21 protein-coding genes are annotated in these 25,342 nt (G+C 35.2%); 17 read left to right on the forward strand and 4 right to left on the reverse strand.

The window, feature by feature from the left end; translation table 11 throughout:
- The first annotated feature begins 1 nt into the window (after position 1).
- The 10 genes from N4A35_07455 (at position 2) to N4A35_07500 (ending at position 14,054) form a co-directional block, all read left to right on the forward strand.
- The gene (locus N4A35_07455; protein MCT4581238.1) at positions 2–817 is read left to right on the forward strand and encodes a hypothetical protein; all 816 of its coding nucleotides are present in this window, start codon (positions 2–4) and stop codon (positions 815–817) included.
- Positions 807–1,307, forward strand: a complete 501-nt coding sequence (locus N4A35_07460) for a hypothetical protein (GenBank protein ID MCT4581239.1) — start codon at positions 807–809, stop codon at positions 1,305–1,307. Before N4A35_07455 ends, N4A35_07460 begins: the two co-directional genes overlap by 11 nt.
- A gap of 5 nt (positions 1,308–1,312) precedes the next feature.
- Positions 1,313–2,485: an FtsW/RodA/SpoVE family cell cycle protein gene (locus N4A35_07465; GenBank protein ID MCT4581240.1), complete on the forward strand. Its 1,173-nt coding sequence runs from the start codon at positions 1,313–1,315 to the stop codon at positions 2,483–2,485.
- A 12-nt stretch (positions 2,486–2,497) separates the two neighbouring features.
- Positions 2,498–3,613 carry an undecaprenyldiphospho-muramoylpentapeptide beta-N-acetylglucosaminyltransferase gene (gene murG, locus N4A35_07470; GenBank protein MCT4581241.1) on the forward strand — a complete coding sequence of 372 codons (1,116 nt, stop codon included), beginning with the start codon at positions 2,498–2,500 and terminating at the stop codon, positions 3,611–3,613.
- Between the two features lie 19 nt (positions 3,614–3,632).
- Positions 3,633–5,018: a UDP-N-acetylmuramate--L-alanine ligase gene (murC, locus tag N4A35_07475; GenBank protein MCT4581242.1), complete on the forward strand. Its 1,386-nt coding sequence runs from the start codon at positions 3,633–3,635 to the stop codon at positions 5,016–5,018.
- A 1-nt stretch (position 5,019) separates the two neighbouring features.
- Positions 5,020–5,811: a hypothetical protein gene (locus tag N4A35_07480; protein MCT4581243.1), complete on the forward strand. Its 792-nt coding sequence runs from the start codon at positions 5,020–5,022 to the stop codon at positions 5,809–5,811.
- 11 nt (positions 5,812–5,822) lie between these two features.
- Entirely contained in the window at positions 5,823–7,082 is a 1,260-nt protein-coding gene (ftsA, locus tag N4A35_07485) for a cell division protein FtsA (GenBank protein ID MCT4581244.1), read from the forward strand.
- A 96-nt stretch (positions 7,083–7,178) separates the two neighbouring features.
- Positions 7,179–8,930, forward strand: a complete 1,752-nt coding sequence (ftsZ, locus tag N4A35_07490) for a cell division protein FtsZ (protein ID MCT4581245.1) — start codon at positions 7,179–7,181, stop codon at positions 8,928–8,930.
- Positions 8,931–9,145: 215 nt separating this feature from the next.
- Complete coding sequence (locus N4A35_07495) at positions 9,146–9,487, forward strand: hypothetical protein (protein MCT4581246.1); 342 nt, start codon at positions 9,146–9,148, stop codon at positions 9,485–9,487.
- 1 nt (position 9,488) lies between these two features.
- On the forward strand, positions 9,489–14,054 hold the full coding sequence (locus N4A35_07500; protein ID MCT4581247.1) for a gliding motility-associated C-terminal domain-containing protein: 4,566 nt from the start codon (positions 9,489–9,491) through the stop codon (positions 14,052–14,054).
- 63 nt (positions 14,055–14,117) lie between these two features.
- Here N4A35_07500 and N4A35_07505 read toward each other — a convergent pair whose 3' ends face one another.
- From N4A35_07505 to N4A35_07520, 4 genes are read right to left on the reverse strand one after another with little or no spacing between them, the layout of a single operon-like run.
- Entirely contained in the window at positions 14,118–15,047 is a 930-nt protein-coding gene (locus N4A35_07505; protein MCT4581248.1) for a YihY/virulence factor BrkB family protein, read from the reverse strand.
- On the reverse strand, positions 15,031–15,570 hold the full coding sequence (gene hemJ / locus N4A35_07510; GenBank protein MCT4581249.1) for a protoporphyrinogen oxidase HemJ: 540 nt from the start codon (positions 15,568–15,570) through the stop codon (positions 15,031–15,033). Before hemJ ends, N4A35_07505 begins: the two co-directional genes overlap by 17 nt.
- 4 nt (positions 15,571–15,574) lie before the next feature.
- Positions 15,575–16,618, reverse strand: a complete 1,044-nt coding sequence (gene hemH / locus N4A35_07515) for a ferrochelatase (GenBank protein ID MCT4581250.1) — start codon at positions 16,616–16,618, stop codon at positions 15,575–15,577.
- A gap of 3 nt (positions 16,619–16,621) precedes the next feature.
- On the reverse strand, positions 16,622–17,365 hold the full coding sequence (locus tag N4A35_07520; GenBank protein ID MCT4581251.1) for an AraC family transcriptional regulator: 744 nt from the start codon (positions 17,363–17,365) through the stop codon (positions 16,622–16,624).
- A gap of 386 nt (positions 17,366–17,751) precedes the next feature.
- Here N4A35_07520 and hemA point away from each other — a divergent pair, with 386 nt between their 5' ends.
- The 7 genes from hemA to hemN are packed head-to-tail and all read left to right on the forward strand — an operon-like array spanning position 17,752 to position 25,288.
- Positions 17,752–19,029 carry a glutamyl-tRNA reductase gene (gene hemA / locus N4A35_07525; protein ID MCT4581252.1) on the forward strand — a complete coding sequence of 426 codons (1,278 nt, stop codon included), beginning with the start codon at positions 17,752–17,754 and terminating at the stop codon, positions 19,027–19,029.
- Positions 18,998–19,915, forward strand: coding sequence for a hydroxymethylbilane synthase (gene hemC / locus N4A35_07530; protein ID MCT4581253.1), 918 nt, complete (start codon positions 18,998–19,000; stop codon positions 19,913–19,915). The genes hemA and hemC overlap by 32 nt, the downstream gene beginning before the upstream one ends.
- A gap of 2 nt (positions 19,916–19,917) precedes the next feature.
- The gene (locus N4A35_07535) at positions 19,918–20,571 is read left to right on the forward strand and encodes a uroporphyrinogen-III synthase (protein MCT4581254.1); all 654 of its coding nucleotides are present in this window, start codon (positions 19,918–19,920) and stop codon (positions 20,569–20,571) included.
- Positions 20,572–21,537: a porphobilinogen synthase gene (hemB, locus tag N4A35_07540; protein MCT4581255.1), complete on the forward strand. Its 966-nt coding sequence runs from the start codon at positions 20,572–20,574 to the stop codon at positions 21,535–21,537.
- Positions 21,538–21,562: 25 nt separating this feature from the next.
- Positions 21,563–22,870 carry a glutamate-1-semialdehyde 2,1-aminomutase gene (gene hemL / locus N4A35_07545; GenBank protein ID MCT4581256.1) on the forward strand — a complete coding sequence of 436 codons (1,308 nt, stop codon included), beginning with the start codon at positions 21,563–21,565 and terminating at the stop codon, positions 22,868–22,870.
- Positions 22,863–23,888: a uroporphyrinogen decarboxylase gene (hemE, locus tag N4A35_07550; GenBank protein MCT4581257.1), complete on the forward strand. Its 1,026-nt coding sequence runs from the start codon at positions 22,863–22,865 to the stop codon at positions 23,886–23,888. The genes hemL and hemE overlap by 8 nt, the downstream gene beginning before the upstream one ends.
- A gap of 38 nt (positions 23,889–23,926) precedes the next feature.
- Positions 23,927–25,288 carry an oxygen-independent coproporphyrinogen III oxidase gene (hemN, locus tag N4A35_07555; protein ID MCT4581258.1) on the forward strand — a complete coding sequence of 454 codons (1,362 nt, stop codon included), beginning with the start codon at positions 23,927–23,929 and terminating at the stop codon, positions 25,286–25,288.
- Positions 25,289–25,342 lie beyond the last annotated feature (54 nt).

The following is a 25,342-nucleotide window of genomic DNA, read 5'->3' on the forward strand; positions in this document are numbered from 1 at the left end:
TATGATGAAGTACATAGGAGTAATATTAAGTTTCGTACTAATGATGTCGTGTGCGTCTAGTACTGATGTGGTTCATAAAGGCTTTTTACAAAAAAGAAAATATAAGAAAGGTTATAATTTGTCTTTGAGAAAGAAGAATAATGAAAAGACTAATAGCCAGGAATCATTAGTGTTTCATGATGAGTATGATGCAGAGGAGTTAAAATTTGTAGAAAAAACTAAGCCTAATAAAGAGCCTCAACCTCAATACAAAAAGGCAAAAGAAGAAGAAGTATTTCTTGCTGATTTAGAGGTAGAGTATGAGGTGAAAACATCAATTGAAAGGGCAGATGAATTATTTGTTGAAGAGGTTGGTGTTGAGGATGTAGAAGAAGATCCTTTGTTAGCAATTAAGCAAAGTAGGAGGATGACTGTTGCACAAGTTTCTAAAATTGTAGGACTTGTATTAATCATTCCACTCATTACACTGCCAGTTACTTATGTGCTTTTTTTGGTGTCTTTACATAGTTTGCTTATGTATACAAGAGATCGGAAAGTAGAAGATAAAGATAGTTTGTATGAAAGAGAAGTAAAAATGCTTTATGAATCCTGTGTGACAAAGATGAAAGTAATGTATATACTTATGGCAATAGGCTTAGGATGCTTTTTCTTGGTAGTATTACTTTATGATGCGTTTGTTGTGTTTGGTGTTTTGGGGTTGATTGCTTTGGCGTTGTTCCTAGCTAACTTATTGATGTTAACTATTCAGTATTTTAAGTTGTTTAAGATGGTGAGACAAAAAGATATGGTGAGAAGTGTAGAACGTAGTGGAGAATAAAAAGATAAAATATAAAGAGCAGTTGTTGGCAATCAGACGAAAAAGTTTGGCGTCCTTTTCTGATATGGATTATCGATTAGAATCGACAGCCATATTGGATGGTGTTGAGTGGATTAATGATTCGAAATCAACAGACGTGGCATCAACGCATTATGCGTTGTCTGTGTTTAACCAACCGCTACATTGGATTGTTGAAATAGATGGAGGAGAACAAGATTATTCTATTCTAGAAGATTTAGTTCGTCATCAAGTACGGTCAATTGCTTGTTATGGGGTTTATAATAGCGAATTTGAAAATTTGTTTGGAAGTATTGTCGATAGTTATGTGTTTCATGCCAATTTAGAAGAAGCAGTGAAAGCTATAGCTGATAGAGCAAAGGCTTATGAGGTGGTGTTGTTCTCGCCAGCTTCTTTTTCATCTGATGGAAGGTCGTATATAGAAAGAGGGAAGATGTTTAATCGTGTTTTGAAAGCGCATTGTCAATTATAGTTATTATGCAGGTTAAAATTGAAAAATACTTAAAAGGAGATCGCGTGGTTTGGGCGGTGGTTATTCTATTATCATTGTTTTCGAGTGTTATGGCCTTGAGTGCAAGTTCTAATTTAGCGTATCGATTAACAGGAGGAGATGCAACGCCGTTTTGGTTTAAGCATGTTGCGATTTTAATCATGGGAATTGTGTTGATGTTGTATTTGCAACATTTTAATTTTAAATACTTTTCTAGACTTTCTCAGTTGGGGATATGGGTAGCGGGGCTATTGCTACTCGTGACTTTGGCTTTTGGAAAGGAAGTGAACTCTGCGCAACGTTGGATAATGGGGTTTCAGCCTTCAGATTTGGCTAAGATTGTGTTAATAATTTATGTGTCAAGACTGTTGGCTTTAAAACAAATGAAGGGGACGATTAAAGACCTAAAGCAAGGATTGTTGCCTATGCTTATACCAATAGGAGCGATTTGTGTGTTGATTTTACCCGCTGATTTTTCAACGGCAGCAATGTTATTTACAGTTTGTTTTGTGTTGCTTTTTGTAGGAGGGGTTGCAGTAAAACACTTGTTAGGGATAATAGGTAGTGCTGTTGTGTTTTTTGGATTATTGTTAGCATTAAATGCTGTCTCACCAGGGTTGTTGCCGCGTGTTGGTACTTGGCAAACAAGATTGACGGAGTTTTTTCATGGAAGTAACTCGCCTAGAAATTCTAAAGAGAATTATCAAGCAAATATGGCTAAAATGGCTGTTTCAACTGGAGGTTTTTTTGGGAAAAGGCCCGGGAGAGGAGATATTAAAAATAACCTTTATTCAGCACAGTCGGATTTTGTATATGCGTCAGTAATAGAAGATTTTGGTTCCTTGATCGGAGGATTGGGAATGTTGTTGCTCTATCTTATTTTTCTGTTTCGATCCATAAAAATTATGACTAAAACAGAAAGTAAGTTCGGAGGATATATGGCTTTTGGTTTGAGTTTTTTACTGGTCTTTCAGGCATTTATAAATATGGGGGTAGGAGTCAATTTATTGCCAGTAACGGGGCAGGCTTTGCCTTTGATTAGTATGGGAGGAACATCAATTTTGTTTACCTGTATGTCGATAGGGATCATCTTAAATATAAGCCGGACAGTTTATCAAGATGAAGAACAGGAGTCTAAACAAAATAAATCATTAACATAAAATAACAGTACTATGAGTTCGCCAAGAGTTATTATAAGTGGAGGAGGAACAGGGGGGCATATTTATCCAGCAATTGCTATTGCTAATGCAATAAAAGAGTTGGAGCCATCAGCAGAAATCCTGTTTGTAGGGGCCAATGGGAAAATGGAAATGGAAAAAGTTCCTGCAGCTGGATATGAAATTAAAGGCTTAGATGTTGTAGGGTTACAAAGAAAGTTAACCTTAAAGAATTTAGCTTTTCCCTTTAAATTGCTGAAAAGTTTACGAGTAGCCAAAAAAATTGTTAAAGATTTCAATCCAGATGTGGCAGTTGGAGTTGGGGGTTATGCTAGTGGGCCAACATTAAAGATGTCAGAGCGATTAAAGAAGCCTACTGTACTTCAAGAGCAGAACTCCTATGCAGGTATTACCAATAAGTTATTAGCAAAAAAAGCAAAGGTAATTTGTGTGGCTTATGATAATATGGGGCGCTTTTTTGATGCCTCTAAAATTAAGTTAACTGGAAACCCTGTCCGAAAGGATATTTTATCTATTGAAGATAAAAGAGCTGAAGCAATAGCGCATTTCAAGTTAGATGCTGATAAAAAAACAGTATTGATTATAGGGGGGAGTTTAGGGGCTAGAACGTTGAATGATAGTGTAAAAGAAAATTTTGAATTGTTGAATAAAGCAGGGGTTCAATTGATTTGGCAAACAGGAAAGTTTTATGATGAAGAGATGCAGGCAGCAGCTAAGAAGAATAATAACCCAGCGATAAAAGCAATGCCTTTTATTGCTAAAATGGATTTAGCTTATGCTGCAGCTGATGTTGTGATTAGTAGAGCTGGAGCATTATCGGTAAGTGAATTGTGTTTAGTAAAAAAACCATGTGTTTTAGTGCCGTCTCCTAATGTATCAGAAGATCATCAAACGAAAAATGCCCAATCCCTTGTTAATAAAAATGCAGCACTGCTTGTTAGAGACGTTGAATCAATTACGAAATTAGTACCAACTGTATTATCTCTTCTTGAAAATGAGTCTCAACAGGCTGATTTAGAGAAGAATATAGCTGTTTTGGGTAGGCCGAATGCAGCAAAGGATATTGCAACTGAAGTCTTGAATATCATAGCTGAAAATAAAAAAAAGTAAAAAACTGTAAAAAAAATAAATGCAATTAGATAAAATATATAATGTTTATTTTGTTGGTATCGGTGGAATCGGTATGAGCGCAATTGCACGTTATTTTTTATCAAAAGATGTGAATGTTGCAGGTTACGATCGTGTTTCAACGCCTTTAACACAAGAGCTTGAAAAAGAAGGGTGTATGATTCATTATAACGATGCGATTAATGAAATTCCAAAGTCTCATAAATATAGAGATACCTTAGTGGTTTATACTCCTGCCATACCAGATACACATGAAGAGTTAAATTACTTTAGGGCAAATGAATTTGAGGTTGTTAAACGTTCAGAAGTTCTGGGGATGATTACTCAAGGAGCATTTACAATTGGGGTAGCTGGAACACATGGGAAAACAACAACTTCAACAATTGTAGCACATTTATTAGATAATGCTAAGTATAGTTGTGATGCTTTTTTAGGGGGGATTAGTACCAATTTTAATTCAAACTTTATTTTCTCCAATCCATCACAAGCTACTGTTATAGAAGCTGATGAATATGACCGTTCGTTTTTAACGCTGTCGCCTAATATTGCTGTGGTCACTTCTACAGATGCAGATCATTTAGATATCTATTCAGCACACGATTATTTGTTGGCGTCTTTTCAGGAGTATGTCAATAAACTTCCAGAAGATGGGCTGTTAATCTTAAGGAAAGGATTAAAGCTTAATTATTCGAATACGATTACTTATGCTGTGAATGAAGAAGCAGATGTTTACGCTAAAAATATAAAAGTAATTAACGGGTGTTTTCATTTTGATGTGCAAACACCAAAAGGATTAATAAAAGATGTAACAGTAGGATTGCCAGGTTTACACAATGTAGAGAATTCCTTGGCTGCTATTGCAATAGGAATAAAACTCGATTTGTCAGAAAAGGATATAAAAGAGGGGTTGGCAAGTTTTAAAGGAGTTAGAAGAAGATTTGAATATCAAGTGAAAACAGATGATTTTGTTTATATCGATGACTATGCACATCATCCAGAAGAACTAAAGGCTTGTATTAATTCAGTAAGAATGATGTATCCTGATAAAAAAATTACGGGCGTTTTTCAGCCACATTTGTATTCAAGAACACGTGATTTTGCAGAGGGATTTGGAGAAAGTTTAGCATTACTGGATGAGCTATTTTTACTAGATATTTATCCTGCTAGAGAATTGCCAATCGAAGGGGTTGATTCAAAGATGTTGTTCGATAAGGTTAAGCTAGAGCAGAAAGAATTAGTAACAAAAGAAGAGTTAGTAGAAAAATTAGAAATAAAAGATATAGAGGTACTGTTAACACTTGGAGCAGGTGATATCGATACACTTATTAAACCGATAAGAGAAAAAATGATCTCGAGTCTTGAAACTAGAAGTCTTGAGTCTAAATAAAATGAAAAAAGGAATAAAAATATTAAGTTGGAGTGCATTCACATTAGTGGTGTTGATTCTCTTAGTGTTTGTCGATAATTCTTATTCGGCAATTCCATGTGCTGCACCTTCTATTCAGATCTCACAAGAGGGAGGGCATCATTTTATTACAGATGAATCGATAAAAGAGCAGTTGTTAGCCATAGGGTATTCGTTCAATAATCAAACTTATCAAGATATTGAAGTAGGAAGAATAGAAGAGGTGATTCGTGAAACACCAGGTGTAAAAAAGGTAGATGTTTATAAGCTGAATAATGGAGAGTTATCACTAGAAATAAATCAAAGTAGACCAATAGCAAGGATTATTACGCATGCTGGTTTGGTGAGTTTTTATTTAGATGAAGATGGGAATACAATGCCTCTAAGTGAAACCTATATAGCAAGGGTTCCTGTTTTTTCAGGAGAGATTTATTATGATAATAGTGCTGTAATCAATGCACAAGATATTATGATGAACGATAGCTTAAAAAGAATACATACAATAGATGATATTTACCTTGTTGCTAAAGCTATTGATGAAAATGATTTAATAAAATTGCAAACATTACAGGTGTTTGTGAATAGAAAGACAGAATTTGAAATTACACCAAGAGTAGGAAGAAATAGATTAATGCTGGGGAACTCAGATAATATAGAAAATAAATTATCGCGTTTAGAGCAGTTTTATACCGCAGTAATTAAACCACAAGAATTAAATAATTTTGATACCATAAGTGTCAAGTATAATAACCAAATAGTTTGTTCAAAAAGATAAAGTAAATGACTATGGATGCACCAGAAATTGTAGTAGGGCTAGATATTGGAACCACCAAAATAGCTTGTATTGTCGGTCGTAAAACTGATAATGGTAAAATAGAAATTTTAGGTATGGGAAAATCACCAAGTGTAGGGGTTACACGTGGAGTGGTTTCTAATATCGAAAAAACAGTACAGTCAATTAGAGCCGCTGTTGATGAAGCAGAAGCAAAATCAGGAATTGAAATTAATGTCGTAAATGTAGGTATTGCTGGACAGCATATCAAAAGTTTACAGCATCGAGGAATGATTACGCGTAATGACAGTGATACTGAAATTAGCCAACAAGATATCGATTCATTAATTGAAGATATGTATAAATTGGTGATGATGCCTGGTGAAGAAATAATTCATGTTTTACCTCAGGAATACATTATCGATAGACAAAGCGGAATTAAAGATCCAATTGGAATGGCTGGTGTTCAATTAGAAGCAAATTTCCATATCATTACTGGACAGATAGCAGCTGCCAAAAACATTTATAAATGTGTGGCAAAAGCAGGGTTAGAAGTTGCCGAGCTTATATTAGAGCCATTAGCTTCTTCTGCAGCTGTGTTGAGCGAGGAAGAAAAAGAGGCAGGAGTTGTTTTGGTAGATATTGGTGGTGGAACAACAGATGTTGCAATATTCCATGATGGGATTATTAGACACACAGCTGTAATTCCTTTTGGAGGAAATGTGATCACTGAAGACATCAAAGAGGGATGCACTATTATGCATCGTCAAGCTGAATTAATGAAAACAAAGTTTGGAACGGCATTCCCACACAGTAGTCAAGAAAATGAGATCGTATGTATTCCTGGTTTGAGAGGAAGAGATCCTAAAGAAATTTCAATCAAAAACCTGTCAAGTATCATCAATGCTCGAATCACAGAAATGATTGAACATGTTTACTACGAGATCAAAAACTCAGGGTATGAAAAGAAGTTAATTGGAGGAATTGTGATAACTGGTGGTGGTTCACAGTTAAAACACATTACACAATTGTCTGAATATATTACAGGAATGGATACTAGAATTGGTTATCCAAATGAACATTTGAGTTCAAATACTAATGTAAATGTAACTAGTCCGTTATTTGCAACTGGTGTAGGATTGGTCGCTAAAGGTTTTGAACAGTTTGAAAAGTATAAAGCTACTCAAGAAATTCATACAAGAACGCACTCTGAAAAAACACAGGGAAGTTTCTTTAAAAAGGTGTTAAGTTTCTTTGATGATAATATAGAATAACAATCCAACAACAAACAAAACAATAGATAAAACAACCAGTTTAATAAGCTGCTAAGTCGAATAGTAGCTTATTAAACTAAAAAAGAGCAAAAAATGATGAAATTCGATTTACCAAAAGACCAATCGTCTATCATAAAAGTGATAGGTGTTGGAGGCGGAGGAAGTAACGCCGTAAACCACATGTTCCAGCAAGGAATTAAAGGTGTAGATTTTATAGTGTGTAATACCGATCACCAAGCGTTAGATATTAGTCCAGTACCTGTAAAAGTACAGTTAGGGGCAAGTCTAACAGAAGGAAGAGGTGCGGGGTCAATTCCTGATGTAGGAATGAACGCAGCGATTGAAAACTTAGATGAAATAAAAGAAATATTAGCAAACAGTACGAAGATGGTTTTTGTTACTGCTGGTATGGGAGGTGGTACTGGAACTGGTGCTGCTCCAGTAATCGCTAAGTTGGCAAAGGAGATGGGAATCTTGACCGTGGGAATCGTTACAGTTCCATTTATGTTCGAAGGTCGAAAGAGAAGAACACAAGCTGAAGATGGTATTGAAAGAATGAGAAATGCCGTAGATACCTTGTTAATTATTAATAATGACAAGTTGCGCGAAATGTACGGGAACCTTACATTGGCCAATGCGTTCTCTAATGCAGATGACGTGCTTTCTACTGCAGCGAAAGGTATTGCAGATGTTATTTCTGTTACAGGACAAATCAACGTCGATTTTAATGATGTAAGTACAGTAATGAGAGATAGTGGTGTTGCTATTATGGGATCAGCTCAAGCTGAGGGTGAAAATAGAGCACATACAGCAGTCTCTAAAGCATTATCTTCTCCACTATTGAACGATAATGATATTAAAGGAGCAAAATATGTTCTTTTAAATATTACTTATGGAGAAAAAGAAGTGTTAATGGATGAAATCATGGAAATAACAGATTTTATCCAAGACGAAGCAGGTAGTACCGCAGATGTTATTTGGGGACATGCTAAAGATGAAGAGCTTGGAGAACAGTTAAGTGTGACGATTATTGCGACAGGATTTAATGTCTCTCCTGATACTGGATTGCCACAAAAACAACCAGAAAAAGTTCGAATGAACTTGGAGGATGAGCAGCCAACAATGATTACAGCTCCTATTCAATCTCCAGTACAAGGAAATGTGCCAACTCAAACAAACGAACCAGTAGCAGAAGTAAATGAACCTTATGTTATAAAAAGGGAAGAGTCTGAGTTAAAAGCTCCTGTAGAAACTCCAGAACCATTTATAAAAAATGAGGCAGTTGAGATAGAAGTAGCACAACAAGCTCCTGAAGTTGTAGAACCAATTAATGAGGTGAAAGAAGAAGAAGCAAGTCCATTAGTCTCCGAACAACACAATGATAATATTGTTTGGGATTTTGGAACAACTTCAAATGATACTCCTGAAGAACCAAAAACAACAGAAACTTTATCAAATGATGGTAAAGTAAGGTATTTTTTAGAAGATGATTTGGATGATAATAGCTCAAATGAGTATACAGAAAATATTGGTGAGCAAAATGTTACCCCAGAATTGTCTAATGGTAGAATCGAAGAAACACCATCTGTTGAAGATAACATAGAGCTGGCGAAACAACGTATAGAAAGAATTAGACAAAATAGCCAAAAGCTAAAAACTGTAAGTGGTTTAACAGAAATGGAAAATGAGCCAGCATACAGAAGAAGACAAATCCGTTTAGATGATGTTCCGCATTCATCTGAATCTAATGTGTCAAGATTTACATTAGGAGATGTTCAAGATGAAGACGGAAACAACCGAACAGGTTTAAGTGATAACAATTCTTTTTTACATGATAATGTAGATTAGAAACAATAAAAGCTCTTTTTTAAAAGCCACTAGCATTTTGTGTTAGTGGCTTTTTTTATGAAGATAAAGATGTTATGTAAATGTTATTTTTAAGAAATACTTATGATTAGGTAGTTGTTATATCGGGATATGCTGTTAATTTTGATTTGTATAGAATGAAAAAGCAACATGTTTTTTGATTTTTACGTCAATAAATTAGACTAAACAACAATATTATGGTTTTAATAAAAACAGGAATTGTAGTAATAGCATTATTTGCTGTATCTATAAGTTGGGGACAGAAAGCAGAAAGAGTTCATACTAATGAGCCTTCTAGAAATATTAAGAAAGCAGATCAATTAGTGAAATTGAATAGCTTATACTTTGAAGAGGTCGCGGTGTTAAAAACGTATTTCACTTCAGGGGAAATTAAAAATGGTTTTCCTGGATACAATCATTCATTATCAAAAGCGTCTAACGCATTGGAATTAAAAAAATGGATTGCTGTTGGAGAGAATAAAGCAGCTTTAACGAAAGATGGTATCATAGCTATTGAAAACTATATAACAGGAAAATAATATGAGAAAATTATACTTTTATTTAATAGGATTGATCTTCTTACCGGTTTTTATGTTTGCTCAAGGAGAAGGGCAAAATTGGTTTTTTGGATATAATGCTGGGTTAGACTTTACAGGAGGAAACCCTGTTGCAGTAACCAATGGTGCAATTAGTCAATGGGAGGGAGTAGCCTCCATCTCTGATGCCAATGGGAATCTATTGTTTTATACCAACGGTCAAAATGTTTGGAATAGAAACCATGTAGTTATGACGAATGGCTCTGGATTATTAGGGCATCAAAGTTCAAGTCAGTCTGCTGTAATCGTTCCTTATCCATATTATCCAGATCGATACTATGTTTTTACAGTAGACCAACTAGCGGGAAGCAATGGTGTACGTTATTCAATAGTGGATATGAGTATGAGTGGAGGGTTAGGAGCTGTAACATCGACTAAAAATATGCCGTTGATGACAAATGCAACAGAAAAAATCACAGCAGTTAGGCATTCCAATAATTCAGATATATGGGTGATTTGTCATAAATGGGGTAGTAACCAGTTTCAGGCTTTTTTAGTAGACGCTTGTAACGGGTTAAATACAACTCCCGTTATTTCGAATACAGGAACAGTCCATAATCACGTTACTGGTGGATATAATACTGGGTCAATAGGGTATATGAAAGCTTCTCCTCAAGGGGATATGTTGGGGTTAGCACTATTTACACAGGCTAGTCATTCAGCAACACATTTTGAGTTGTTTGATTTTAATAATACTACAGGAGTGGTTTCTAATCCAATATCATTACCAAGTCCAAGTTCAACAACCTTACCCCCTGGTGTTCCATGGTACCGATCATACGGAGTAGAGTTCTCACCAGATGGGACCTATTTTTATGGAGGATTAAATAGTACAGGGGAAGTTTATCAATATGATTTATTAGCGGGTAATGCTACAGCAATAAGAAATTCAGCTAGCTTGGTAGGAACAGCCACAAGTACAAACGATAATAAAATAGGAGCGTTACAGTTGGGAACTGATGGTAAGATTTATGTAGCAAGAGATGGCCAAGGATGGTTAGCACATATTACCAACCCTAATACTGCTGGAGCGTTCTTGACCAATAATGGCGTTCATTTAGGCGGAAGTACGAGTGGTTTAGGATTACCAACTTTTATTCAGTCTTTCTTTTTGGATTTGCCAGATATTTATATCGCCTATTCAGGGAATGATTGCGAAGGGAATTCAATTTCTTTTGGTTTACAAGGTACAGATGTACCTATGGTAACTTCGGTTGATTGGGATTTTGGAGATGGTACTACGATTAATAATTCTTCAGGTAGTGGAGTTGTCAGTCATACATACAATTCAGGAGGAACTTATTATGTTCAGGCAACTTATTATTTTGGATGTTATTACGTGGTTTTAGGTGGGAATATTACCGTTTATACTAATCCTACTGTCAATGCCAATACCTCAGGGAATTATTGCCTTTCAGGGAATTCTGTTGCATTAAGCGGTTCTCCTTCGGGAGGAAGCTGGAGTGGTCCTGGAGAAATAGGAAATGTTTTCTATCCAAATATAGCAGGAGTAGGGACACATACCTTAACATATACCTATACTAATTCAAATGGGTGTTCTGGTACAGACAATACTATAGTGACTGTAAATGCTGCACCTGAAGCAAACATCACAACAACGACTTCATCTACTTGTTTAGCAGGGACATCAATTAATTTAACGGCAACCAATGGAGGTGGAACTTGGACAGGTCCAGGGGTTTCAGGAAGTTCGTTTAACCCAAGTTCAGCGGGAGTAGGAACGCATACGATTACCTATACTACATCCAATAACGGGTGTACAGATACGGATACGCATACAATTATAGTTACAAATACAGCAGATGCAACAATTGTAGCAATAGCAGATATGTGTGAGAATGAGGCTTCAATGACTTTAACTGCAGCCAATGGAGGAGGAACTTGGACAGGTCCAGGGGTCTCAGGAAATACATTTAATCCTGGTTCAGCAGGAGTAGGAACACATACGATTTCTTATGTGATTTCCGGAGCTTGTGGGGATTCAGATACAGAAACGGTTACAGTGTATGCTGCGCCAAATTCTAATTTTGTTTCTGGAGGTCCTTATTGTACTGCTGATAATGCGGTCACTCTAACTCCTTCTGTGACTGGAGGAACATTCTCTGGTCCAGGTGTTTCAGGAAATACTTTTGATCCTACAATTGCTGGAGTTGGTAGTCATACAATTCAATATGCGATTACAAATTCGAATAATTGTACCGAAACTACTCAGCAAACTATTGTGGTAAATAATACTCCTGATGCTTCTATTACATCAGGTAATGCGATCTGTTCAGCCGATAGTCCATTGACATTGACAGGAACAACCAGTGGTGGAGTGTGGACAGGTCCAGGAGTTACAGGAAATGTATTTGACCCATCTGGAGTAGGGGCAGGAACTTATACTGTTAATCATACAGTAAATGTTGGTAGTTGTTCAGCTTCTGATTCGTATACTATTACAGTAACGGAATCACAAGATCCAACAATTTTAAGTCAAGGGCCATATTGTCCATTTGGAGATACAGTAACATTGTCTGCAGCAACTGCCGGAGGGGTTTGGTCTGGAACGGGAATTGTAGATGCAAATGCAGGATTGTTTGATCCTACAATAGGAAATGGAACTTATACGATTACCTATACCATATCTGGGACTTGTGGAGGTACAGATACTCAGGATATTGAAGTGACAACTACTGCTTGTGATAATGACAATGATGGAGTACTGGATGTAGATGATCCAGATGATGATAACGATGGAATATTAGATGTGGATGAGGATGTTAATGGAGACGGTGATTATACCAACGACGATACAGACGGAGATGGGATCCCTAATGTTTTTGATTTAGATTCAGATAATGATGGAATTGTTGATGTAATAGAGGGAGGGGGAGAAGATCCAGATGGAGATGGTGTGATCGGAACAGGTCCTATTACTGATGTCGATAATGATGGATTAGCTGATGAAGTAGATCCTTCTCAAGGAGGAACACCATTGCCTAATCCAGATACGGACGGAGATGGAATGGATAATGTGATAGATATTGATGCTGATGATGATGGGATTGTTGATAATGTTGAGGGGCAAGCTTCAGATAATTATATAGCCCCTTCAGGAAATGATTCTGATAATGATGGAATTGATGATGCGTATGATGTTCATAGTGGTGGTGTAGCCATTGTTCCAGAAAATACAGATGGAGATGATGAAGATGACTATACAGATACAGATGCTGATAATGATTTAGTCAATGATGTGGATGAAAGTAATAATCCTTATGTCGCGCCAACAGGTAATGATACTGATGGAGATGGGCTGGATGATGCTTTTGATGTAGATGGAAGTTCTTCTGTAGATAATGGAGGGCCTACCAATGGTGGAACTGTGCCTTCTGATTTTACCAATGATGCAGAACCTTCAACGCCTCAACTAGACTGGAGAGAACCATTAGATCATGATAATGATGGGGTGGTTGATGCCGAAGATCCAGATGATGATAATGATGGGATTTTAGATGTGGATGAAGATGCAAATTTAGATGGAGATAATAACCCTGCAACAAATCCTTCTGATACCGATGGAGATGGAATACCTGATCATTTTGACTTAGATTCAGATAATGATGGAATTGTTGATGTAATAGAAGGAGGAGGAGAAGATCCAGATGGAGACGGTGTAATTGGAACAGGGCCTATTACAGATGTTGATAATGATGGGTTATCTGATGACGTTGATCCCTCTGAGGGAGGAACACCATTGCCTAATCCTGATACAGATAATGATGGAGTGCATGATTTCCTTGATTTAGATGCTGATGATGATGGAATTGTAGATAATATTGAAAGTCAATCTACGTTGGACTATGTTGCTCCAAGTGGCAATGATACTGATGGAGATGGGATAGACGATGCTTATGATATTCATAATGGAGGAACACCAATTGATCCATTGGATACTGATTTAGATGATGCACCTGATTATGTTGATTTAAACGCTGATAATGATAATGAAGATGATCTAATTGAGGGATGGGATGAGGATAATGATAATATTCCAGATACAGAACCAACAGGAAATGATTCAGATAATGATGGAATAGATGACGCTTTTGATGTGGATGGAACTTCTCCAGTTAATAATGGAGGGCCTACAAATGGAGGGAGCTTACCAACAGATTTTCCAAATTTAGATGATGCAGTATCAGAGGAGTTAGATTGGAGAGAAGTTGAAACGTATGTAGAGGTTCCTAATATCTTTACTCCTAATGGAGACGGGATTAATGATGTTTTTACAATTAACACTTCAAATATAGAATCTTTGACTGCTGTGATTGTTAATAGATGGGGGCAAACAGTATTTGAATGGAAAGGAGTAAATGGAGTATGGGATGGATATACTAAAGCTAGTCAAGAAGCTTCTGAGGGAACCTATTATTATATTATTATAGGTAAAGATAATACAGGAGAAGATTTTGAGTATAAAGGTTCTTTAATCCTAGAGCGATAGTTCCAAAACTATAGATGAACTAAATTTAAAGGGTAGCCATTTGGGTTACCCTTTTTTAGTATCCTATGTCTTTAGCTTGTTTGAATTCGATTGAGAGTCTGTTCTGGTCGATAATTCAAATCCAATTAAAAGAATGTAACTAATTGTTTGAATCCAGATTAAGACAATCAAAAGGGAGCCTATAGAGCCATACAGTTCATTGTATTTGCCGAAGTTGTCGAAATAATAGATCAACCCTTTAGAGGCAAGAATAATGATAACGGTAGCTAACGTTGCTCCAGCAGAAAAGAATTTCCATTGTTGCCTACCAGGGTTGCCAATGTTGTATAGAGTGCTAACACTAAAAATAGTACCTCCAATAATAACAAACCATCGGATAAGGTGAAACAAGAAGCTTCCTATTTGGCTGAGCCCTCCTTGAAATAAAGTCTTAATAGCAATTTCTCCAATAATCAAAGAGCTAATTACGGCAATAATAAAAATGGTAATAACGGCAAAGCCACCAAACGATATTAAACGTTGTTTTATTGGGTTGCGTTTTACTTCGATTTGGTAAGAATTATTAAAACTGTTTAATAAAGCATTTAAGCCATTTGATGCATAGTATAAAGAAAACAAGAAACCAATAGAAAGTAATACATTGTGTTTTCGTGTAATCAAATCGTTCATTGTTTCCTCAACCAACGAAAAAGCATTGCTAGGTAGGGCTTCCGATAAGTAAAAGAGTAAATCTTCCTGAAAGTGGTCGATTGGGATGTATGGAATCAGCGAAAGTAAAAAAACTAAAGAAGGAAATATGGCCGTAAAAAATTTAAAAGATATGGCAGCACTACGAGTGCCGTATTGAGCCTTTTGAAAAGATTCCCATAAAAATGAAATAGTATCATATAAAGTCATGCCTTCAAATCCTGGGAGGTAAATGCGTTGGCTAACCTTTTTTAAGAATCGAACTACAGAAAGATTCAAAAACCAATGTTTAATTTTGTTTAGCATTCTCTCTATAGTTTTTGTAAAGTTTAATAAGTACCATTAGTAGAACACCAAAACTAATTATTCCGAGAACTCCCCAAATCCAATTTAGGGTACTCTTTAAAACAACTAGGAATACGATAGCAAACAATAAAATAGTCGCTACCTCATTCCAGATCCTTAGTTGAGTAGAGCTCCATTTATAGGTTTCTTTTTGTAGTTGTCTAAATATTTTATGGCAATAGAAGTGGTAGATTAAAAGAAGAAGGACAAATGTAAGTTTGAGGTGCATCCAAGGCATTTTTAAATAACTTGGGATTAGTAAAATAAGAGAAGTGCCAAATATTACAGTTAATATGGCAGAAGGCCATGTAATCATGTACCATAGACGTTTGCTCATTATTTTGTATTGCTTTTGAAGAATGTTCCTTTCTTGCTCTTCTTTCTCGTTAGCTTCTACGTGATAAATGAAGAGACGTACAATATAAAAGAGCCCAGCAAACCAGGTTACAACAAAAATAATATGTAGAGCTTTTATGTATAACATTTATTTACTTGTTTTTTAACCAGTTGTTAATCCATGTAGTAATGGTGGCGACCCATTGTTCATCTTCGTTGAGGCATGGTATGGCAAAATAATTATCTCCACCGTTTTCCATAAAATCTTTTTTCCCCTCTAGTGCTATTTCTTCAAGTGTTTCGAGACAGTCAGCTACAAAAGAAGGGATGACTACAGCTAAGTTGTTGATGCCTTTAGCTGGGAGTTCTCCAATCAATTGATTTGTTGAAGGAGTAAGCCATTTATCTTTCCCTAATTTAGATTGGAAGGCAACGCTATATTTATCTTTAGGTAAATTGAGTTGCTCAACGACAGCCTCAGTTGTTGCAAAGCATTGGTGTCTATAGCAAAATTCATGGGCATTAGAGGGGGTGGTGCAACAACTGTTGTCAATCGTACAGTGCGATTTTGTGATGTCAGATTTACGAATGTGACGCTCAGGAATACTGTGATATGAAAACAAAAGGTAATCCCATTTTTTCGTTTCAAGTTCCTTTTTTATTTTGTCTGATAATGCTTTTATGTAAGTTTTGTCTTTGTAAAAAGCAGGGAAAAAAGTTAGTTTGCTGGTTGGAAAAAAAATCTTCTGTACTTCTTTTACCTTTTCGTTTACTGTATCAGTAGTAGACATAGCATGCTGAGGATATAAAGGTATAATTAAAATATCATCAACACCTTTTTGCTTGAGTTTAAGAATGCCTTCTTCAATAGATGGAACACTATATCGCATCGCTAGTTCAATAGGAATGTCATTTTGTTTCTGAACTTTGTCAGTTAGAGCTTGTGAAATGACAACCAAAGGAGAACCTTCCGTTGTCCATATCTTCTTGTATGCTTCTCCAGACTTTTTAGGACGATTAGGGAGAATGAATCCCTTTACAATAATAGCTCTAAGTAGGTAAGGGACATCAATTACTCTTTTGTCCATTAAAAATTCATCAAGATATGCTCTAACATCTTGTGTTGAGGTGCTTTTAGGGGAACCTAAGTTGATTAATAATACTCCTTTGTTATTTGAGTTTGTTTCTGTCGGCATTAATTAATTCATTTGTTTTAGAAATTGTTTGGGGGGGCTACCAAACTTCTTTTTAAATGCAAATATAAAATGACTTGAGGTACTATATCCTAAAAAAGAGGAAATTTCATTAATATTCATTTCTTTTTCAAGTAATAAGTCTTTTGCTAAGTTCATTTTATAATTTAAGATGTATGTGAAAACAGGTGCTCCATACTCTTTCTTAAATTCAGTTTTGATTGTTTTTATGTTTAATCCCACCAAAATTGATAATTCATTTAGAGAGGGTGGGTTTGCGAATTTAGAAGTGATAATTTGATGAATTAATCCAAGTTTATCATGAATTCCATTTTTTGTATTATCTAAATTTTTGATAGTGTTTAAAAAAGAAAAAGAAATATCTAATAACTTATAGGTGTATGATCTAAAGCTTAGCGTTTGTGAATGATGTTTTTTAGTCCATTCAAGATATTGCTCAATTGATTCTCTGTATTTTCCATAAAGAGAATACTTTTTAATGGTGACTTTATTTTTATTAATAGCGTCTGTTATTTCGTTTTTATTATAGGTGTTAGGAAGTGCCTTTATGGTTTGATGTGGAATCAATACAATGATTATAACAGATTTAGAAGGGATTGTAAAAAACGCAATATCGTTCTTTCTTTGTTCAGAGTTAACCATTAATGTGTATGGAAGAAGCTCATATTTTAAATCTTTGTGTTTGGGAGAGTACGAGGCCCCTTTTTTTAAAGTGAAAACTTGAAGCATGCTTTTTTGATTCGCATTAATAGCTTGTTCAATAACAAATTTAGAATCGTTTTCATATATGAAAATGGAATAGTCAGGAGTTGTGTCACAAATTTGTAACGCAAAAGGGGTGGGATTAGCCTTGGGATTAATGTCGATGTTTTTTGTTTTGATAATCAGAGCTTATTTTGTGAGTAAATAGTTGGTAATGTGACGAAAATATGATAAAAACATGACTTTTGCTATGTTTTTGAGGTTTTTTAATGTTTTTTAGGGCTTGTTATTTATACTCTTTATAAATTAAACTCTAGTTCAATTTCCGATATTTAAAGTTCTTTTGTCGATGTTTTTAGGGGGGCTGATAATGTATCTTTGTTTTGATTTATTTTTTGAGAAAATTGAAGCCTGTGTTAAATCAAAAGGAAAAACAATATTATTTAGTAGGACTTAGTTACAAAAAAGCTGATGTGAAGACTCGTGGTGAGTTTAGTTTATCAGAAGAGCAGCAGTTAGCATTACTCAATAGCTTTAAAGAGGAGGGGTATGAGTCAGTATTGATTTTGTCAACGTGTAATCGAACAGAAATTTCAGGTTTTGTCGAGCACCCTTATATCTTAATTAATAAGTTGTGTAATGTAGTAGAGGGTAGTGTAGATAAATTTTTAGATGTAGCATACATTTTAAAGACAGAACAAGCTATTAACCATCTCTATAGAATCGTAACAGGACTTGATAGTCAGATTTTAGGAGACTATGAGATCATAGGGCAGTTAAAAAGGTCGGTAACTAATTCGAAAAAAATAGGTGGTTTAAATGCTTTTACAGAAAGACTTTTTAATAGTGTAATAAAAACGAGTAAACGTGTCAAAAATGAGACGTTAATTAGTTCTGGTGTTACTTCAGTTGCTTATGCTGCCACTCAATATTTAAAAGATAATGTTCAAGATTTAAAAAGTAAAAAAATCGTCATTTTTGGAGTAGGAGAAATAGGAAAAAACAGTCTTAAAAATGTATTAAGTTATACAGATAATAAAAATGTAATTTTGATTAACCGTACATATGAAAATGCACAGTTTCTAGCTGATCAATTTGATGTAGAGGTAAGAAAATATGAAAACCTTAAAGAAGAAGTAGCAAATACTGATGTACTAATCGTTGCTACGGGGTCACAAACCCCAACTATTAGAAAAGAAGATTTGCCACAAGATAAAGAAATGTATATTGTCGATTTGTCTGTGCCAAGAAATGTGGATGTGAGTATCGATAAAATGCCAAATAAATATGTCGTAGATGTAGATTATTTATCGGTCTTAACAGAAGAAACAAAAGAAAATAGGTTAAAAGAAGTTCCAAAAGTTGAAAGTATTATAGAAGAAGAAAAGCAGGATTTTATTAAATGGGTAGAAGCAAGAAAATTTGCACCTGTGATCAAAATGTTGAAACAAAAACTCAATGATTTTCAAACTGAGGAAATTAATTATCATAAGAGGAAAAGTTCAGCTTTTGATGAAAACGAAATACAGACCGTGAGTGATAGAATTAACCAAAAAATAATCCGACATTTTGCAACGTACCTTCATACCAATATGGAAAATGCAGATACTTGCATACACCTTGTAAAAGAAATGTTTAATTTAGAATTGGAGAGCGCACATGAAAAAAATAAGAATTGGAACGCGGTCTAGTGAATTAGCCTGTTGGCAAGCTCAAAAAGTAAGCGAGAAATTACTAAATCTAGGGTACTCAACCGAATTGGTTAAAATATCATCTAAAGGTGATATAGTATTGGATAAACCTCTATACGAAATCGGAGTTGTTGGGCTTTTTACAAAAACCTTGGATATAGCATTGTTAAATGGAGAGGTTGATATTGTTGTCCATTCTTTAAAGGATGTTCCGACTCAATTACCTAAAGGTATTATCCAAGCGGCAGTTTTAGAAAGAGGAAGTGTTCAAGATATTGTAGCACTTCACCCTAGTGTAGATCAAATTGATGAAAGAGGTAAGGTTGCAACTAGTAGTTTAAGAAGAAGAGCTCAATGGCTTAATAAATACCCCAACGCTGAGATTACAGATTTAAGAGGAAATGTAAACTTGAGAATGCAAAAATTAGCAGAAAGTAATTGGAATGGAGCTATCTTTGCTAAAGCTGGATTGGAGCGAATTAATATATTGCCTGAAAAATACAAAGAGATAGATTGGATGGTTCCAGCACCTGCTCAGGGAGCCGTTATGGTAGCATGTTTAGATCAGCATGAAGAATTGAAGCGTATCTGTGCCTTAATTAATCATGAGGACACGATGAAGTGTGTTAAGATAGAACGAGAGTTCTTAAGAAAACTAGAAGGCGGTTGTACAGCTCCAATTGGAGCTTATGCATGTGTAAATGCTAACGAAGAAGTCGTTTTTAAAGGATGTGTATTATCAATAGATGGTAAGGAGAAAATAACAGTTGAGCAGAAAATAAAGATCAATAATATAGAAGGGTTCGGTGAAACATGTGCTGAAATTATATTAAATAAAGGAGGAAAAGCTTTGATGGCGGATATCAAAGCTGCGTTAAAAAAATAAGTTTGGAAAACCAGTTGACGATACAATCCACAAAAATATTAACGCCTCACCAAAAAGATGCGTTAAAAGCATTTGATATATATGAAAACGATTTTATTGAAATAGAGTATACCCCTACAGCAGTCGGAAATGTCGCGGAAAGAGCGATCTTTACAAGTCAAAATGCTGTAAAATCAATTATTGAAACTGCTTTTTTTAAAGAGAAAATACAAGAGGTTTATTGTGTTGGAGAAAAAACAGCTTTACTATTAACAGAATTAGGTAAGAATGTTATAGTTGTAGCAGATTCGTCCAAAAAATTAGCATTAGAAATTGTTAAGCAAGGCGATATGATAATCGATTTTTATTGTGGGAATATTAGGAGGGATGAGTTGCCAAATATCTTGGGAGATAATGGGGTTGTTGTTAAAGAAAGAGTAGTTTATCATACAAAGTTAAAAGCGCATCAGGTTAACCCAAAAATAGATGGGGTCTTGTTTTTTAGCCCCTCAGCTGTTCGTGCCTATTTGATGAGTAATTTAGCAGGAGATAGCGTTGCTTTTTGCATAGGTAGTTCAACTGAAAGAGAAGTGAAAAGTAGTTTTAATAAGACAGTAATAGCTGAAAAACCTACAATAGAAAGTGTAATAGAAAGTGTAATAAAATATTTTAAATAAATGAATCGTACTAGGAGGTTGAGAAAGCAGGCAAGTATTCGAAGCGTTGTACAGGAACATGAATTGTCTGTAAATGATTTTATCTATCCTTTGTTTATTGAAGAGGGGACTGGAATAGAGAAAGAAATAGCATCTATGCCTGGTATTTACAGATATTCATTGGATTGTATAGCAAAAGAATTAGAAGAGGTTGTTGCATTAGGAATAAAGTCTGTTTTACTTTTTGGAATTCCTTCAGAAAAGGAAGAAACAGGAAAAGAGTCTTGGAATGACGAAGGGATAATTCAACAAGCAATAAGATATATTAAACAGAACTACCCAAGTTTATATGTTGTAACAGATGTATGCTTTTGTGAATATACAGATCATGGTCATTGTGGGGTGTTAGAAGATGGAGATGTGAAAAATGATCCTACTGTTTGCAATTTACAAAAACAGGTTGTGTCTCATGTAAAAGCTGGGGCAGATATGGTTGCGCCTTCTGGAATGATGGATGGCACAGTTGAAGCACTTCGTGTAGCGTTAGATGGAGCAGGCTTTGTTGATATTCCAATAATGGGGTATTCTGTAAAATATGCCTCAGCTTACTATGGCCCTTTTAGAGATGCAGCAGATTCAGCACCAGCATTTGGAGATCGAAAAACTTATCAAATGAATCCAGCTAATCGACGAGAGGCGATGATAGAGGCACAATACGATGATAGTGAAGGGGCAGATATTTTAATGGTAAAACCAGCATTATCATACTTGGATATTATTAGAGATTTAAGAAATAGCTTTTCAAAACCTATAGCATGTTACAATGTGAGTGGAGAATACTCCATGATAAAAGCAGCAGCAGAAAAAGATTGGATAGATGGAGATCGTGTAATGATGGAATCGTTGTTGTCAATGAAGAGAGCAGGAGCTGATATTATTATTACTTACTTTGCGAAAGACGCAGCTAAAATTTTAAATCAATATTAGATTAGACATTTTAATTAGTAAAGAAATGAAGCACACAAAATCAGAAGAATTATATAACCAAGGATTAGAGCATTTAGTAGGTGCAGTAAATTCTCCAGTAAGAGCTTTTAAGTCAGTAGGAGGATCTCCTTTGTTTATTAAGAAAGCGAAGAGAAGCCATATTGTTGATGTTGATAATAATAGATATATTGACTATGTGCTTTCATATGGGCCTATGTTATTAGGACATAAGAATAAAAAAGTAGATAAAGCGATTTATAAAGCCTTAAAAAAAGGATATACATTTGGAGCATCTACTAAAAATGAAATAAAGCTTGCTAAAATTGTATGTGAAGCGTTTCCTTCAATGGATAAAGTTCGATTTGTAAATTCAGGGACAGAGGCAGTTTTAAGTGCTATTCGGTTAGCTAGAGCTTATACACAAAAAGATAAAATAATTAAGTTTTCTGGATGTTATCACGGTCATTCAGATGCTTTGTTAGTTGCTGCGGGGTCAGGAATTGCAACGTTAAGCATGCCAGGGAGTAGTGGAGTGCCTAAGGCTGCTGTTGAAAATACATTGATAGCCAATTATAATGATATAGAAAGCGTAAAGCAGCATTTTGAAAAACACAATGATATTGCGGGGGTTATTATAGAACCTGTAGCAGGAAATATGGGGGTTGTCATCCCTCAGAATGAATTTTTAAAAGAACTAAAAGAATTAGCGAACGAGTATGGAGCTTTGTTAATCGTTGATGAAGTAATGACTGGTTTCCGTTCAAAATTTGGAGGGGCTCAAGAGCTATTAGGTATAGAAGCAGATATTACATGTTTAGGGAAAGTTGTTGGAGGAGGTTTCCCAGTAGGAGCTTATGGGGCTAGAAATGAGATCATGGAAATGGTTGCTCCTCTTGGAAATATGTATCAAGCTGGAACACTTAGTGGCAATCCAATAGCTATGGCAGCAGGAATTGCAACATTAAAAGAGTTAAAAAAACAAAATCCGTACGAACAATTGGAAGCTGTAGCTCAAGAAATAGAAGAGACGTTATTACAAGCAGCTCAAGAAAATGATATAGAATTGGTTGTCAACCGATTTGGAACAATGATTAACCCATTCTTTACTTCAAAAGAAGTAAAGAACTTTTCTGATGCTCAGCAATGTGATACCGAACGTTTTGCTAAATTTTTCTGGGCGTTAATAGAGAATGGTGTGTTTATTCCTCCTTCTCAGTTTGAAGCTTGGTTTTTATCAAGTTCTTTAACTAGAAAAGATATCGAAAAGACGAAACTGGCAATTCAAGAAGCAATGAAACAAATAGCAGTATCAAATACAAATAGCAATGATTAAAAACGATTTATTTTTAAGAGCATTAAAAGGTGAAGAGGTAAAAAGACCGCCAGTTTGGATGATGAGACAAGCAGGTAGGTATTTACCTGAATTCATGGAGATAAAGGCGAAGTACGACTTTTTTACAAGGTGTCGAACTCCAGAGTTAGCTTCTGAAATTACAGTACAGCCAATTAGAAGGTATGGTATGGATGCAGCAATTTTATTTTCAGATATTCTAGTTGTTCCACAAGCTATGAATATTGAAGTAGAAATGAAACCAAATGTAGGACCTTGGTTGCCAAATCCTATCAGAACAACTCAAGATTTAGATCGTGTTGTAGTACCTGATGTAAAAGAAGAATTAGGGTATGTTATGGATGCGATCAAAATGACCAAAGAACAACTGAATAACGAAATTCCGTTGATTGGCTTTGCTGGATCGCCATGGACTATCTTATGTTATTGCGTTCAAGGTCAGGGGTCAAAGAATTTTGATAAAGCTAAAAAGTTTTGTTTTACCAATCCAACAGCTGCTCATGCTTTGCTTCAAAAGATTACGGATACAACTATTTTATATCTTAAGGAAAAAGTAAAAGCTGGAGTGAATGCTGTGCAAGTATTTGATTCTTGGGGAGGTATGCTTTCTCCTGTTGATTACCAAGAGTTCTCATGGAGGTATATTCAGCAAATTATTGATGCACTAAAAGATGATGCTCCTGTGATAGCATTTGGAAAAGGATGTTGGTTTGCATTAGAAGAAATGTCAAAATCTGGCGCTTCAGCTATAGGTGTGGATTGGACTATAACGCCAGAAAAAGCAAGAGCTTTGACAAAAAACAATGTAACTTTACAAGGGAATTTTGATCCAACAAGACTGTATTCTCCACCTGCTGAGATAAAAAAAATGGTTAAACAAATGATTGATCGTTTTGGTAAAAATCAATATGTGGTAAATTTAGGACATGGTATATTGCCTGATATTCCTCTTGAAAATGTAGAAGCTTTTATCAGTTCGGTAAAAGAATATGAAGGATAAAAAAGTTCTGCTTTTGTTGCTAGATGTAAAAATGAAATATGAATAACCTTATTCAAAAATATAATGTTCCTGGACCCCGTTATACAAGTTACCCGACTGTGCCTTATTGGGATGCTGATGGGATAGCGTATGAGGTGTGGAAAGAAACAGTTAAAAAAGCTTTTAAAGAAAGTAACCAAGAAGAAGGAATAAGCCTTTATATACATCTGCCTTTCTGTGAAAACTTATGTACGTTTTGTGCTTGCCATAAACGAATAACCAAACGACATGAAGTAGAAACACCTTATATAGAATCTGTTATTGAGGAGTGGAAATTGTATTGTGATTTATTAGAGGAAAAGCCTATCATTCGAGAGTTACATTTAGGGGGAGGAACTCCTACTTTTTTTTCTGCAGAAAACCTTAGAAAATTAATAGATGGTGTTTTTTCTAGAGCGATAAAAAGTCCCGATTTTGAATATAGTTTTGAAGGACATCCTAACCAAACTTCTAAAGAACAACTCAAAACATTATATGATCTAGGTTTTAGACGAAATAGTTTTGGGATTCAAGATTATGATGATAAAGTTCAAGTCGCCATTAACAGAGTGCAAAGTTTTGATAACGTAAAAGAAGTAACGCTAAATTCTAGAGATATCGGTTACGAATCGATAAGCCATGATTTAATATTTGGATTACCTCACCAAACTGAAGAAAGCATTAGGGCAACAATAGAAAAAACCAATCAGTTAAGACCAGATAGAATAGCGTATTATAGTTATGCCCATGTGCCTTGGATAAAAGGTAATGGTCAAAGAGGGTTTGATGAAAATGATTTGCCACAAGACGCTGAGAAAAGAAAACTATACGAATTAGGGAAAGAGTTGTTCTTTAAAAACGGTTACGTTGAAATAGGTATGGATCACTTTGCTTTACCCACCGATTCTTTATATCAAGCAATGATTAATAAGAAATTGCATAGGAACTTCATGGGATATACTGCGGGTAAAACAAAATTAATGATTGGGTTAGGAGCATCTTCAATTAGCGACTCGTGGTACGGATTTGCTCAAAATGAAAAGAAAGTAGAGGATTATCAACAGAAAGTACTTCAGGGGATAATTCCTATCTATAGAGGTCATGCGTTAACAGAAAAAGACTTGATTATTCGTCAACATATCTTAAACTTGATGTGCCAAATGAAAACCTCTTGGAAAGATGATGCTATGAAGTTTCAAGAACTGGAACAAGTTTTAGAACAGCTAGCAGAAATGGTTGATGATGGTTTAATTTTAATAGAAGATCAAACATTAACAGTTAAAGAAGAAGGAAGAATGTTTGTACGAAATGTCTGTATGGCTTTCGATTTAAGACTGATGGAGAACAAGCCTAATACTCGACTATTTTCAATGACAATATAAAAAAAATCCTGCTTTGAATATTACAAAGCAGGATTTTTACCTATTTATATTATA

It is taken from the genome of Flavobacteriales bacterium (genome assembly GCA_025210295.1).
Taxonomy (GTDB): Bacteria; Bacteroidota; Bacteroidia; order Flavobacteriales_D; family Parvicellaceae; genus S010-51.

Excerpts from the sequence above, each read along its gene's own strand:
- hemN (MCT4581258.1), top strand. The coding sequence starts at position 23,927 with ATGAATAACCTTATTCAAAAATATAATGTTCCTGGACCCCGTTATACA.
- murG (MCT4581241.1), top strand. The coding sequence starts at position 2,498 with ATGAGTTCGCCAAGAGTTATTATAAGTGGAGGAGGAACAGGGGGGCAT.
- N4A35_07480 (MCT4581243.1), top strand. The coding sequence starts at position 5,020 with ATGAAAAAAGGAATAAAAATATTAAGTTGGAGTGCATTCACATTAGTG.
- hemJ (MCT4581249.1), bottom strand. The coding sequence starts at position 15,570 with ATGTTATACATAAAAGCTCTACATATTATTTTTGTTGTAACCTGGTTT.
- hemE (MCT4581257.1), top strand. The coding sequence starts at position 22,863 with ATGATTAAAAACGATTTATTTTTAAGAGCATTAAAAGGTGAAGAGGTA.
- ftsZ (MCT4581245.1), top strand. The coding sequence starts at position 7,179 with ATGAAATTCGATTTACCAAAAGACCAATCGTCTATCATAAAAGTGATA.
- N4A35_07520 (MCT4581251.1), bottom strand. The coding sequence starts at position 17,365 with ATGCTTCAAGTTTTCACTTTAAAAAAAGGGGCCTCGTACTCTCCCAAA.
- hemC (MCT4581253.1), top strand. The coding sequence starts at position 18,998 with ATGAAAAAAATAAGAATTGGAACGCGGTCTAGTGAATTAGCCTGTTGG.
- N4A35_07500 (MCT4581247.1), top strand. The coding sequence starts at position 9,489 with ATGAGAAAATTATACTTTTATTTAATAGGATTGATCTTCTTACCGGTT.
- hemB (MCT4581255.1), top strand. The coding sequence starts at position 20,572 with ATGAATCGTACTAGGAGGTTGAGAAAGCAGGCAAGTATTCGAAGCGTT.
- ftsA (MCT4581244.1), top strand. The coding sequence starts at position 5,823 with ATGGATGCACCAGAAATTGTAGTAGGGCTAGATATTGGAACCACCAAA.
- N4A35_07505 (MCT4581248.1), bottom strand. The coding sequence starts at position 15,047 with ATGCTAAACAAAATTAAACATTGGTTTTTGAATCTTTCTGTAGTTCGA.
- N4A35_07495 (MCT4581246.1), top strand. The coding sequence starts at position 9,146 with ATGGTTTTAATAAAAACAGGAATTGTAGTAATAGCATTATTTGCTGTA.
- N4A35_07465 (MCT4581240.1), top strand. The coding sequence starts at position 1,313 with ATGCAGGTTAAAATTGAAAAATACTTAAAAGGAGATCGCGTGGTTTGG.
- murC (MCT4581242.1), top strand. The coding sequence starts at position 3,633 with ATGCAATTAGATAAAATATATAATGTTTATTTTGTTGGTATCGGTGGA.
- N4A35_07455 (MCT4581238.1), top strand. The coding sequence starts at position 2 with ATGATGAAGTACATAGGAGTAATATTAAGTTTCGTACTAATGATGTCG.
- hemH (MCT4581250.1), bottom strand. The coding sequence starts at position 16,618 with ATGCCGACAGAAACAAACTCAAATAACAAAGGAGTATTATTAATCAAC.
- hemL (MCT4581256.1), top strand. The coding sequence starts at position 21,563 with ATGAAGCACACAAAATCAGAAGAATTATATAACCAAGGATTAGAGCAT.